Below are 12,961 nucleotides of genomic sequence, written 5' to 3' on the forward strand. Positions count from 1 at the left end.
AAGCTGGGACCACGAGTGACCGTTCGCAACTGGAAGACCGTCCAGAAGTTGCAGGCCATGGCGGCCGCCGACCAGAACGATGCTTGAGCGTCAGGTTCAGTTTCGTTGTGGCCACTGGGGCTACCGCTCAATCCTGGATCGATGACCACCACGCGAGTGCTGCGGGGACATCACCCATCGGATAAACGTGGGTGCTGATCGGGCCGTCACCCGGTTGTAACAGCTGGGACAGCAAATTGAGGAACGCTGCTGGAGCAGCCAGGGTGGCGGATGCATCGGCCACCCATCCATAGCGGTACAAGTCCTCGAGCCTGGCATCGACCTTGCACAGCTGGCAAAATCGCAACAGCTTCGCTGCAGTGGTTGGGGCTGGTATACCGATGCGGATCGGTGCTGTCACCCCTCGTGCGCGAACCCTGGAAATCCAAGCATGCACCGCTGCCGGGTCCAGGCACACCTGGGTGGTCAACTCGACCTGGCGACCGGGCGCCGTGATCGCTTCGAACTTCTCAACAAGGTGGTTCAGCAGAACCTCGACCGAGGTGGTGGGATGTTCTTTAGGAAACCCCGGCAACCCTATGAGTTTGACCGCTGATTCGACGATCGGAGTGGACCCGATGAGCTCTAGTGCCGTGGTATACGGCCCGGCAGGCTGTATTGGGTCACCACCAACGACCAACAGCTGATCAATTTCTGTCTCGTTGGTGATGCCCTGGATCAATTCGACAAGCTGAGACTCAGAAATAATCCTGCGAGCCGAGATAATCGGTCGAACTTGCAAATCGGCCGCCGACAATGCGTCGATCGCCGAAAGACGCTCGGTGATCGGGATATCTTCGACAAAAGCCACATTGATGGGTGCTCCCGCCGGGTTCCGGTCGGTGACCGCAACGAATTGCGCCACCTGGCGCACCGTCGTCTCAACGGATGCAGACGTGAAATCAATGTGCTGGTACATCTACGGATCCTTCTGCTGTGAGTCCACACGGGACAGCATCATTGCCACCGGAATTCGGCAGTATTTAGGAATGACATGCCAAGTCCCCGCGCCCAATGGGACGCGGGGACTCAGCGTGGTGTGGTGGTTACAGGAGGGGTTAGTGGTCGGTAGCTTTTTCAGCACCAACACCGGTGAGGGAACGAACTTCCATCTCGGCTTGTTTGGCAGGGTCCTCGGTGGTTTTCGAGGTGGTCGTACCCAGCCAGCCCAGGATGAACGACAACGGGATTGACACGATGCCAGGGTTGGTCAGCGGGTAGAACGCCAGATCGATGTCCGGGAAGAACGAGGTTTCGGCTCCCCACATGACCGGAGAGAAGACGATCAGGGTAACCGAGGAGATCAGCCCACCGTACATAGACCACAGGGCGCCACGAGTGGTGAAGCGCTTCCAGAACAACGAGTAGATAATTGTGGGCAGATTCGCTGAGGCGGCAACAGCGAAGGCCAGTGCAACCAGGAACGCTACGTTCTGACCTTGGGCACCAATACCGCCCAGGATGGCCAAGATACCAACGACGACCACGGTGGCACGTCCGGCGCGCATTTCGCCCTTGGTGTCCAGTTTGCCCTTCTTGATGACTTCGCCGTAAATGTCGTGGGCAAATGATGCTGATGCGGTAATGGTGAGACCAGCGACGACGGCCAGGATGGTAGCAAATGCAACCGCGGCGATGACGCCCAGCAGCAGGGTGCCACCCAGCTCATAGGCCAGCAGTGGTGCTGCCGAGTTTTGTCCGCCCGGGGCGTTGCTGATGACTTCCGGGCCCAACATTGCGGCTGCGCCGAAGCCCAGCACCAGGGTGCACAGGTAGAACCCGCCGATCAAGCAGATCGCCCAGACTACGGATTTACGAGCTTCTTTAGCGGTAGGCACCGTGTAGAACCGCATCAGCACGTGTGGCAGTCCTGCGGTTCCCAGGACCAGGGCCAGACCGAGTGACAGGAAGTCGATTTTCGACAAGGTGGTGGCACCGTATTGCAGGCCTGGATCCAGTATGGCGGAGTTGCCAGCGGTAGCGACCGCTTCACCGAGCATGGCCGAGAAGTTGAAACCAAACAGTGCCAGCATCCAGACGCTCATGATGCCCACACCGATCAACAGCAGGGTAGCTTTGATGATTTGCACCCAGGTGGTGCCCTTCATACCGCCGATGAACACATAGAAGATCATCAGCACGCCGACGATGGCGATAACTAAGGATTGGCCGATCTTGGAATCGATGCCGAGCAGCAGGGAGACCAGTGCCCCGGCGCCGGCCATCTGGGCCAGCAAGTAGAAAATCGAGACCGCCAGGGTGGAGGTTGCCGCGGCGATTCGTACTGGGCGTTGCCGCAGCCGGAAGCTCAGAACATCGGCCATGGTGAACTTACCGGTGTTGCGCAACATCTCGGCTACAAGAAGTAGCGCGACGAGCCAGGCCACCAGGAAACCGATGGAATAGAGGAAGCCATCGTAGCCATAAATCGCAATGGCTCCGACAATGCCTAAGAAGGACGCGGCCGATAGGTAGTCTCCGGCGATGGCGGTCCCGTTTTGGGTGCCGGTAAATGAGCGACCCCCAGCGTAGAAGTCCGTGGCAGTTTTCGTCTTACGGGATGCTCTCAACACGGCATAGAGTGTGATGGCAACAAAGACGAGGAAGATCCCGATGTTGGCCCACGGGTTGCCAACTTCGGTAGACATTTCTGTGCTGGCTGCGGTGACAAATGCTGAGGTCATGATGCATCTCCTGAACCAGATGTGGTGGTGACATAACTGGATTCTTCTACCGGTACCGGCTCATCACCGGTAGCTCCGGAGGCTTCCATTTTTTCTCGAAGATCGGTAGCAATCGGGTCGATCTTCCGGTTGGCATAGGATACATAGGCCCCGGTGATGATAAAGGTGGTGACGAACTGGGCTAGACCCAGCACGATGCCAAGGTTAATATTGCCCAGGACTTTAATCGCCATAAACTCTGGAACAAACGCGGCCAAAATGACGAAGCCAAGATACCAGATCAAAAACACCACAGTCATGGGGAATACAAAGCTGCGATGAGTTTTCCGCAGGGTCTGGAACTGCTCAGAGGTCTGGACCTGCTGGAAGTTAGCGTAATCAGTGGTTGTTGTCACGATGATCCTCCAGGGTGGAGTCGAATGAGAACTTCATGACCCACACGCTAACCAGTGTGATGTGAGTCACGAAAGGCGAATGGTTGAATCCTGCGATAAGCGGTCACGTTGATGAGTTGAACGGCGGAGATTTTAGAAAAAGTAAGTGTTGTCACCTAGTCTTAGGGGTATGTTCACGCTTTACCCGTTGAGTGACCCGGGTGCCTGTAGGGTCGCACCGCGCCTCCAGGGGAGGGTGCCGTGATCTTTCGCAAAAAGCCCCAGGTAGTCGATCAAAGTGCTGAACCGGATTATCAGCAACTGGTTGAACTAACCCGTGAACAACTCATCGACGCGCAGTTGCGCAGCCTACGCGCCCAGATCTCGCCGCATTTTATTTACAACTCACTCAACGCCATCGCAGGACTGATCCCCAGTGATCCGGTGCGTGCCAGAGAACTCTTAGTCGATTTCGCCGACTTCACCCGCTACTCCCTGGGCACCGAGGGGGACTTCACCACGCTCGAGGCCGAACTCAGTGCTGTGGAACGCTACGTGTTATTAGAAAAAGCCCGCTTCGGTGAACGACTGCAAGTTAGCCTGGATATCGCCCCGGAGGTGCTGGGACTCAAAATCCCATTTCTCAGCGTGCAACCGTTAGTGGAAAACGCCGTACGTCACGGCATGTACAACACCGAGGGTGATGGACATGTTTTTGTGCGCGCCAAAGATGCCGATACCTACGCGGAACTCAGTGTTGAGGACGACGGTGTGGGCGCCGATCCGGAATTCATGGCCAAAGTGATGCGCGGTGAAGCAGACGGGTCCCACGTTGGTCTGCGCAATGTTGATCTTCGACTGCGCCAGGCTTACGGTCCAGGACATGGCTTACAGATAGAAACCGCCCAGCAGGCCGGGATGAATGTGTCAATGCGCATTCCCAAATTCAAAGCCCCGGCCCGGATCATCACACCGATTACGGGAGACCCCGCATGAGCACCAACCAAGACACGGGCCTTCGCGTCCTGGCCGTGGATGACGAAGTCCCCGCCGTAGAACAGATGCAGTGGCTGCTGGAAGCAGATCCGCTGGTTGGCGCGGTCCACACTGCCACCAGTGTTGCCGAAGCCAAACAGGTCATGAACCGCCATCGCATTGACGTGGTGCTATTAGATATTCACATGCCAGGTCCCACCGGCATGGATCTCGCCCATGAATTGCGCCGTCAAGACCGCGGGGATGTGCCGCACGTCATTTTTGTGACCGCCGACGCTCGGCCAGCCGTGCACGCATTCGAACTCGACGCTCTGGACTACTTGCTGAAACCCGTACGATCAACACGCTTACACGAAGCGCTGCGCAAGACCTTGAACCGAGTGGACACCGGCAGCATCAGCCAGTTGCCCGAACAAAGCAGGGTCACCGTTCAGCAGGGTTCCCAACAATTATTTGTTCCGATCCGCAATATCCGCTGGGCTCAGGCCCAAGGCGACTACGCCAGGATTTACACCGAGGATGACTCGTATTTGTTGCGCATGTCGCTGACCGGGATTGAAGAAGAATGGTCAGCACACGATTTTGTGCGCATCCACCGGTCGCACATCGTGAACCTGAACTATGCCAATAAAATCGTGCAGCAAGACGGTAAAATGTTTATGTTCATTGGTGACACCGAACTGCCGGTGAGCCGCCGACTCATGCCCCAGGTGCGTCAACGTCTCAAACAACTCAATTTCCGATCGGTTCCGCGGAGTGATGGATGATCGATCCCCGCTATCTGGACGACGACGATTTTGAGCTCGACCTCATCCGCGACCCGATGCCGTCCACCCAAGTCCCCGACACACTACGAACCATGCGCGCTCGCCGGGTGCGAGTCGATATGCCCACCGGGCCGCCTAGCGTTCAAGAAGTCTTACACAATCCGGCAGGTTCCGCGGCAGCCGGCCAACCAACAACCCGAACCGTGCGACGACTCATGCGCGTCCAACTCCGACTGGCCGTTAGTCTCATGGCGTGGTTCTTCGGGTTGGTGGTCATCGTTAACTTGGCGTTTCATTTCAGCCCCGCGCTCGCCAGCGCACCGCTGCTGGGCGTCCCACTGGAGTGGCTATTTCCCACGGTCATGGTTATTCCACTATTAATGCTGCTGGGCTGGTTTTATATTCGTCGAGCCACCGCCCACGAAGACCAGCTGGTCCAACAACTGACGGACCAGTCAGGGGAGCGGTCGTGACCGAGGATGCCTTCTTAGTTATCGGTGCCATCAGCCTGGTGTGTATCGTGACGATCATCATCAGTGTCCACGGTTTACGCCGCAGTCGCACCACCCGAGACTTCTATGTTGCTTCCCGCCGGGTACCACCGTGGATGAATGCATCAGCCATCGCCGGCGAATACCTTTCGGCCGCCAGTTTTCTCGGTGTAGCCGGACTGATCATGGCGTTTGGGCCCCACGGACTATGGTTCCCAGTCGGGTACACTGCAGGGTTTTTATCCCTCTTGGTTTTTGTCGCGGCACCATTGCGTCGCTCCGGTGCCTATACCATCCCAGACTTAATGAGCCTGCGCCTACCGTCGCGCACCCTGCGCCGGTTGACCGCCATGCTGGTGGTATTTACCGGCTGGCTCTACATCATCCCGCAGTTACACGGTGCCGCAATCGCCCTATCGGCCACCACCGGGCTGCCCGGCTGGCTGGGCCCAGCGATTATAATTCTGGTCGTGCTGCCCACCGTGGTCTCCGGAGGCATGCGTTCCGTGACCATCGCCCAGGCGGTGCAGTACTGGTTCAAGCTCTCAGCCCTGTTGGTGCCCACCATGTTTATTTTGTTGCAGGTTGGTGCCGGGGAAGCAGAATTCATCCCAGATCTGGCCAACGCATTTGAAACCGAACTGGTCATCGAAACCCACGCCAGCACCTACCGCACCATTTCCCTGGTCGCCGCCCTGATGCTGGGCACCTTGGGATTATCGCACGTGCTAGTGCGCTTCTACACCAACCCAGATGGGCCAACGGCCCGCCGCACCACCGTATTCTTACTGGGCCTGCTGGCAGGGTTCTACTGCCTGCCCATTATCCTGGGCGTCGTCGCCCGCGCGGTACTACCCGAACTGGCGGCTTCAGCCAGCACCGATACCGCACTATTACACCTGCCAGATGCGATCTTTACCGGGGTCACCGGCGATCTGCTCACCGCACTGGTAGCCGGTGGAGCATTTGCCGCATTCCTCTCAACAGCATCCGGCCTGGTGGTCTCAATTTCCGGGGTCGTATCCCAAGAATTCTTCGGTGGAACCGTCCGCGGCTTCCGTATCGGTGCGATATTGGCGATGGTCTTACCGATTATTGCCGCCTTTATCACCACCGGACTCGCCCTGGCCGGTGCGGTCGCAATGGTCTTTACCTTCACCGCGTCCTCACTGGCCCCCATCGTGTTACTGGCCATCTGGTGGCGGGGGCTCACCGTACACGGTGCGATCACCGGCATGCTCACCGGTGCCGTAGTATCCCTGGGCGCATTGACAGCAGGTCAGATCCTGGAGCTTGAAGGATTCACCGCCACCGTCTTGCAATACCCCGCCCTGTGGACAGTGCCGCTGGTCTTGGTTGTGACCATGCTCGTGTCAGCCCTGGGAGCCCAACGGCCATCGGCGAATGCCGACGCCGTGTTAGCCAAACTGCATCTACCTGAACAGGGTACCCAACCAGCCAAGAAATACTAGCTACCCGGCGTACCTGTTATCCACGCCACAGCGCTGATATCGTCAGCATATGACTGCTTCGAAGTCGCCATCCGACGACCCAGAATTCTTACCCCTGCCGCCCGGAGTGGAAATCCGGCACCGAATCGGGGCCGACGCCGAGCTCATGGAACAGCTCGCGCCACTGTTGGCTGCCGAAGGCATCGACAGCAAGAACCTGGCCGACGCCGACCCCGAAGAACTCAACGAAGCCATGACTCGCGCAGTTGAACGCCACAATATGGAATTGTCCACCCCGGTGGGCGACCAGCGCGCCCGAGCAGTCAACACCCTGCGCGAACTCGTCATCGCCCTGCACACCGAAAATGTCGCAGCGGTCCAGAACCTGTTCGGCTCCATCGGCCCGGCACCCACACGCCACCGCCCCTCCAGCGGCCACCTGACCGGGGTGACCATGGAATACCTCGACGGCATCTACCGCAATACCGCCCTCCACCCGGCGCTGCACGTCGTAGAAATTCCCAAAGTCGACCCCAAAACTCAGGCCGCAGCCGAAGAGATCTTGGCACGAGCCGCTCAGGGAACGGCCTTCCGAACCCTGGATACGCTACTCACCAACCACGGTGGTTTCGAACTCGCCCGGGCTGGCATCTACCTGCTGGCCGCAACCATCACAGCCGTGGCAACCCACCAGAACACCACCTTTGACCGAGTGCTCAACGAACTCGTCCCGGCCCTGGAAATCAGCCCACGTCCGGTCAGCAACGGTGAGCAGACGCCGTCGTCGCAGGAATATTTGGAGGATTTTGCCAACTGGCTCAAAACTCAGGACGACGTCGCCGGCATGGCCGCCAAGATCTCCATTATCTTTACCTCGATGGTCGAAGATGCCGCCCGGGAGGGCATTGACCCACACCACCCGGAGGATTTTGACGTGTGGATCATGGCCGTATTGGCCAATACCCAGCCACAATATGTGGTCACCGCATTAGAGATCATCAAACACTATCTGCAGTTTCGGCTGCGCACCGATCTGGAACCGGACCGCTGGCATCAGGCACACGCCAAAATCACCGATATGACCGTGGTGCACAAAGCCCCGCCGTGGGATTTCGAACAGATCTTTGCCGCCGCCCAGAGCGTTGACCACGATACCCGACAGCGGGCCATGCACCAGCTGCCCATCGTGTCCGGAATCCAGCAGTTGCGCGACTGGTTAAACACCCCGCGCCCGACCACCGATTCCGGTGCCCCACGAACCGAAGATATCCACACGCTGGGGGCCATGATCGGCCTGGAAGTCCACGGCACCACACGGGAAGGCAAAGCCATATCGGGCCATCCGGTCGAATCTGCCCTGGAGGTCCCAGAGCTGATGATCTGGTGGTGGGCGCTGGAAGAACTCGGTGTCATCACCGTGGCCAATGCCACCGTGGAACTGGGCCCAACCGCAGATGAATACCTCCAAGCCGAGCGCATCCCGTTTGAGGCAGCCGAAGGCATGATCGCAACCTATGTGAAAATCTTTTTGATCCACGCACTGGAACACGCACCGCTGGAAGTCTCCTCGGTCGGGCATACGCTGGGTCGGCTGTTGAACTCGCTGGCCAAGATGTCCCCGGCCACGGAAGCGTCACCGGATGATTTCCGTGGCCAGCTTGTGCAGCAGCGCTCAGATGAATATCTGCGCTCACTGCATGCTTTTGGCCTGCTGGGTGCCAATCTGCGTGAACCCGAGATTCCCGAACCACTCCAAGGTGCGGTGTTCTACGGTTTGATGATGACCATGGACTACATGGATGAATTTCTGGATCAGCATTTTTCATGACCCAGCCAGCTGACGACGACGCAATACCGTGGTTGGCACCCAGATGAGGATCGCCGCTAAGGCCAGCACGGTCCCGGCTAAGGCCGGAGCCGAGTAGTTGAAGCCTGCGGCGATGACGGCCCCGCCGATTGCTGCGCCGGCCGCATTGGCAAGATTCAGCGCCGAGTGATTCAGTGCGGCCGCCAAGGTTTGGGCATCACCGGCCACATCCATCAACCGGACCTGCAAACTGGGAACCAGGCTGGACCCGAAAAACCCAATAAGCCCAAAATTGACCACCCCGAACACCGGATGGGTTGAGGTGAAATAGAACGCAGCCAGAACCATAGCGATCATGCCCAGCGACAAGACGATACCAAACTCCAGATTGCGATCCGACAGGCGCCCACCAAACCAGGTACCGGCCACCGACCCGACGCCGTAGACCATCAAGACCAGCCACAACCAGGAGGCATCCAGACCCGCCCGGTCGGTCATGGTCCAAGAAATATACGTGTACACCGCGAACATGCCACCAAATCCCACGGTACCCATGGCCAAGGTCAACCAGACCTGCCAGCGTTTCAGTGCACCCAGCTCGGTGCGCGGATTCGTGGGCCGCATTTTCGTCATGTGCGGCATCAAAAACCACAGCAGCATCGCGGTGACCAAACCGATCGAGGCGACCAGACCGTAAGCGGCGGGCCAACCCAGTGCTGCCCCCAGTGCCTGGGCGGCCGGCACACCAATGACCGTGGCAACAGATAAGCCCATGGTGATAAATGCGACGGCTCGGCCGCGCTGGGCAATCGGTGCCATTGATGCCGCAGCCAAGCCGGCAACCGAGAAATACGCGCCGTGCGGCAAGCCGGCGATAAACCGTGCCACCAGCAGGGTCTCGTAGTTGGTAGCAAACATCGATAAGCCATTGCCGATCGTAAAAGCGGCCATGAGCAACAAGAGCAGTCGACGCCGTGGCACCGGGCCGGTGAGCGCGGTAATCAACGGCGCACCAACGACCACACCCAGGGCATAACTGGTGATGATCGCCCCGGCGACATCCTCGGTGATCTGAAAATCCTGGGCGATCATGTGCAATAGGCCCATCGACACGAATTCGGTGGTCCCGATACCAAATGCGCCCAGCGCCATCGCCAGCATCACAACGAGCCGACGTCGCTCACTGATCTGGATTTGCGTTGGCAGTCGACGACGCCGTGCGGCAGCAGAAAAAACAGATTTTTGCACAACGTGCCAGTGTAGCAGTGGAATCTCACCAGCAGATGCTTTAGGGTAACCTAAGTGCATTTCTTATGGAGCTTATTCCGTAATATCTTGAGCGGTTCCTGTGCATTAAACCACACAAATATTGTCCTTTCCAGGAGTCAGTATGACCCATGTATTCCACGGTCCGGTTCGCGGAATCGTCCATTCGGTGCACCAGCTATCGCCGACGTTCCGGCGCATTGTGTTCACCGGTGCTCAGCTCAATGACTTAGCGGCTGATGGCCCGTTTTATGATCAGCGCATCAAAATTATTTTGCCCAACGACACCGGGCAACTACCGGTGATTGCTGACAGTACGGACTGGTATCAGCGTTGGCTTCAGCTTCCGGACGCCGAACGCGGGACCATGCGAACCTATTCGATTCGTGATCTGGTCCGAGCCGAGGGGGTTACCTATCTCACGGTGGACTTTGTGCTGCATGGTATCGATCACGGCCAGACCGGACCGGCATCAGCATGGGCAGCATCCGCCGTCCCCGGTGATGCGTTGCTGTTGGTGGCACCGCATGAGGGACAAGCGCCGTCGGGCATCGAATTTCATCCCGGCGGAGCCCAAGACATCATCTTGCTCGGCGACGAATCCGCGGCCCCGGCGATCGCCCGGATTTTAGAAGACCTCAAGCAACAGGGCACCGGCACCAACGTGAGCGCCTACATTGAAGTGCCATCGGCTGATGATCAGCTGCCCATTGACACCACAGCTCACATCCAGTGGCTCTTCCGTGATGATCAGTCGTTGGGACAACCGCTGGTTCAAGCACTGGGTTGGCACGTCCAGGAAGGTCAGGAAGTTCAAGAAGACCAAGACGAACTGTTATGGGAAACCCCGGTCTTTTCAGCTTCCGGAGAAGACGTGGCCGCAGACCCAGCACCCCGGGCGGGCACCTACTACTGGATCGCGGGGGAATCCGGTGTGATTAAAAAACTGCGACGCTTTTTAGTCAACGAGGTCGGCGTCCAGCGTTCTCAGGTGGCGTTTATGGGGTATTGGCGCCACGGGGTCGCCATGCGCGGCTAAGCAAGTACGCGGCTGAGAAAAAAATCATCTCACACCTTGGACCAGCAAAACTATCAAGGAGTATCATGTCACCTCGATCAACGACCCCGGCGCCAAAGCGCTGGATTACCATTGCTGCCATCGGCGCGGCTACCGCACTGGCTTTCAGCGGGTGTTCTGGTGGCGGCCAGCAAGAGTCCGCCGACGGCGACTGGGAACCGGTCACCATTGACAGCGCACTGGGTACGGCAACCATTGAATCCGAACCGGAACGCATTGTGACCCTGGGGCAAGGATCCACCGAAACGGTGCTCGCCTTGGGCAGCACCCCGGTGGGAATGGAAGAGTACCCGTGGGGTGCTGATGACACCGGCTACCTGCCATGGATTCACGAAGAAGTCACCGAACGCGGCGAAGAGCTGCCTGAACTATTTACCGGTGGCACCGAATTAGATATTGAAGCCGTGGTGGAACTGCAACCCGATCTGATCCTGGCACCGTGGTCGGGTCTGACCCAGGAACAATACGATCTGCTGGCCGATATCGCCCCGACCGTGGCTTATCCAGAGCAACCCTGGACCATCGAATGGGATCAGCAGATTGAGATTATCGGCCAAGCGATGGGCCAACCCGAAGAAGCTGCGGAACTGATTGATGACGTTGAAACACAATTGGCTGAAGCCGCCGTTGACGAATACGAGGGTCTGACCTTTTCCTATATTTATAACAACGGTCCGGGAACCCTGGGGGTGTTCTATCCCGAAGAACACCGTGTGGCCATGGTCTCTGCCTTGGGCTTGACGCCTGATCCGGTTGTTGAAGAACTGCGCGCCGACTTTGATGAGCCCGGCACCCAGTCGGCTCTAATCGGGTTAGAAAATGCCGATAAGCTGAATGACTCAGACCTCATCTTCACCTTCTACATGGACCAAGCCAGCCGTGCGGAAATTGAAGCCCAACCACTCTATGCTGCGATCCCGGCCATCGAGCAGGGTGCCATCGTGGCAGCCGAAGACCAATCCCTGGTCACCGCCTCATCCATGATCACCCCGCTGACCGTGCCCTGGTCGCTGGAACGCTATAAGCCGCTGATCGATGAAGCCGTCGCCAACGTGGAAGAAAAATAACGCCCAATGCGTCGAGCGCTGATCATGGTTGCCCTAACGGTGCTGCTGGGTGCCACCTGTATTCTCAGCCTGTTTCTGGGCAGCCGCCCCAATGGGGTCACCGAGGTCGTAGACGTGCTGGCCGGCCACGGCGAAGCCCACCTGGCCAATGTTGTGGAATCGCGTATTCCACGCACCGTCATGGGCGCCATTGTTGGTGCAGCCCTGGCCGTATCCGGCACCCTGATTCAGGGCATCACCCGCAACCCGCTGGGTGAGCCCGGCATCCTGGGCATCGGGGTGGGCGCCTCGGCCAGCGTGGTCACCGGCACCGCGATCTTCGGTGCCCTGGGTGCCACCGGGACCATGGGCTTTGCCATGCTTGGCGCGCTGATAGCAGTCACCATCGTACTGGTACTGGGTGGTCGCTCCAGTGCTGGCGGTATTGTGCCGCTGATTCTGGCCGGCGCGGTCGTCACTGCCGTACTATATGCCTACATCAACGCCATGGTGCTGACCATGCCTCAGGTCTTTGACTCATACCGGTTCTGGATGGTCGGGTCCCTGGCCGGTGTCGATATGTCGCGGCTCGGCCAAATCCTTATGCCACTGATCAGCGGTTTCATCCTGGCACTGTTTATTGCACGGGGTATGAACGCCCTGGCCTTGGGTGAAGAAACTGCCATCTCCTTAGGATTCCGCGTGGGAGCCACTCGTCTGATCGGCATTATCGCCGCGGCACTGCTGGCCGCTGTGGCCACCGCTATTGCCGGACCAATCAGCTTCATCGGACTGGCCGTGCCACACGTGATCTTCGCGCTGATGGGCGAAGACTTCCGCTGGCGTATCCCGGCTGCACTGGTGGGCGGAGCGCTGGCACTGGTTGCCGCAGACATCATCGCCCGGGTGCTGATTCGCCCCCAAGAACTCATGGTCGGTATCGTCACGGCATTCATCGGGGC

The 12,961-nt window shown here is 58.4% G+C and carries 12 protein-coding genes; 8 read left to right on the plus strand and 4 right to left on the minus strand.

Annotated features, from left to right (window positions below; all coding sequences use genetic code 11):
- Positions 1–127: 127 nt before the first annotated feature.
- The 3 genes from K8V32_RS08230 to K8V32_RS08240 all read right to left on the minus strand — a co-directional run bounded on the left by K8V32_RS08230 (position 128) and on the right by K8V32_RS08240 (position 3,118).
- Positions 128–958 (minus strand): methylenetetrahydrofolate reductase, encoded by an 831-nt coding sequence (locus K8V32_RS08230; RefSeq protein WP_303905673.1) that lies wholly within the window; start codon positions 956–958, stop codon positions 128–130.
- A gap of 139 nt (positions 959–1,097) precedes the next feature.
- Positions 1,098–2,723 carry a monocarboxylic acid transporter gene (locus K8V32_RS08235; RefSeq protein WP_303905676.1) on the minus strand — a complete coding sequence of 542 codons (1,626 nt, stop codon included), beginning with the start codon at positions 2,721–2,723 and terminating at the stop codon, positions 1,098–1,100.
- On the minus strand, positions 2,720–3,118 hold the full coding sequence (locus tag K8V32_RS08240; protein ID WP_369681052.1) for a DUF485 domain-containing protein: 399 nt from the start codon (positions 3,116–3,118) through the stop codon (positions 2,720–2,722). Before K8V32_RS08240 ends, K8V32_RS08235 begins: the two co-directional genes overlap by 4 nt.
- A gap of 240 nt (positions 3,119–3,358) precedes the next feature.
- Between K8V32_RS08240 and K8V32_RS08245 the strand changes: the two genes are divergently transcribed.
- Genes K8V32_RS08245 through K8V32_RS08265 form a run of 5 tightly spaced genes read left to right on the plus strand, consistent with a single transcriptional unit; the run spans position 3,359 to position 8,630 of the window.
- Complete coding sequence (locus tag K8V32_RS08245; protein ID WP_369681053.1) at positions 3,359–4,093, plus strand: sensor histidine kinase; 735 nt, start codon at positions 3,359–3,361, stop codon at positions 4,091–4,093.
- Positions 4,090–4,860: a LytR/AlgR family response regulator transcription factor gene (locus K8V32_RS08250; protein ID WP_303905679.1), complete on the plus strand. Its 771-nt coding sequence runs from the start codon at positions 4,090–4,092 to the stop codon at positions 4,858–4,860. Before K8V32_RS08245 ends, K8V32_RS08250 begins: the two co-directional genes overlap by 4 nt.
- The gene (locus tag K8V32_RS08255) at positions 4,857–5,333 is read left to right on the plus strand and encodes a DUF485 domain-containing protein (protein ID WP_303905681.1); all 477 of its coding nucleotides are present in this window, start codon (positions 4,857–4,859) and stop codon (positions 5,331–5,333) included. The genes K8V32_RS08250 and K8V32_RS08255 overlap by 4 nt, the downstream gene beginning before the upstream one ends.
- Positions 5,330–6,823: a sodium/solute symporter gene (locus K8V32_RS08260; protein WP_303905685.1), complete on the plus strand. Its 1,494-nt coding sequence runs from the start codon at positions 5,330–5,332 to the stop codon at positions 6,821–6,823. The genes K8V32_RS08255 and K8V32_RS08260 overlap by 4 nt, the downstream gene beginning before the upstream one ends.
- A 49-nt stretch (positions 6,824–6,872) precedes the next feature.
- Positions 6,873–8,630: a hypothetical protein gene (locus K8V32_RS08265; protein WP_303905688.1), complete on the plus strand. Its 1,758-nt coding sequence runs from the start codon at positions 6,873–6,875 to the stop codon at positions 8,628–8,630.
- Here K8V32_RS08265 and K8V32_RS08270 read toward each other — a convergent pair.
- Positions 8,625–9,857, minus strand: a complete 1,233-nt coding sequence (locus tag K8V32_RS08270; RefSeq protein ID WP_303905691.1) for an MFS transporter — start codon at positions 9,855–9,857, stop codon at positions 8,625–8,627. The two genes, K8V32_RS08265 and K8V32_RS08270, sit on opposite strands and share 6 nt — an antisense overlap.
- A 142-nt stretch (positions 9,858–9,999) precedes the next feature.
- On the opposite strand from K8V32_RS08270, the gene K8V32_RS08275 reads away from it, so the two are divergent.
- The 3 genes from K8V32_RS08275 to K8V32_RS08285 form a co-directional block, all read left to right on the plus strand.
- Positions 10,000–10,914, plus strand: coding sequence for a siderophore-interacting protein (locus tag K8V32_RS08275; RefSeq protein ID WP_303905694.1), 915 nt, complete (start codon positions 10,000–10,002; stop codon positions 10,912–10,914).
- Positions 10,915–10,979: 65 nt separating this feature from the next.
- Entirely contained in the window at positions 10,980–12,020 is a 1,041-nt protein-coding gene (locus tag K8V32_RS08280; protein WP_303905698.1) for an iron-siderophore ABC transporter substrate-binding protein, read from the plus strand.
- Positions 12,021–12,026: 6 nt separating this feature from the next.
- Positions 12,027–12,961 (plus strand): FecCD family ABC transporter permease (locus K8V32_RS08285; protein WP_303905701.1); only part of this gene is annotated, 935 nt, incomplete at its 3' end.

Source organism: Enteractinococcus helveticum (genome assembly GCF_020742345.1).
In the GTDB taxonomy this organism is placed as follows: Bacteria; Actinomycetota; Actinomycetes; order Actinomycetales; family Micrococcaceae; genus Yaniella; species Yaniella helvetica_A.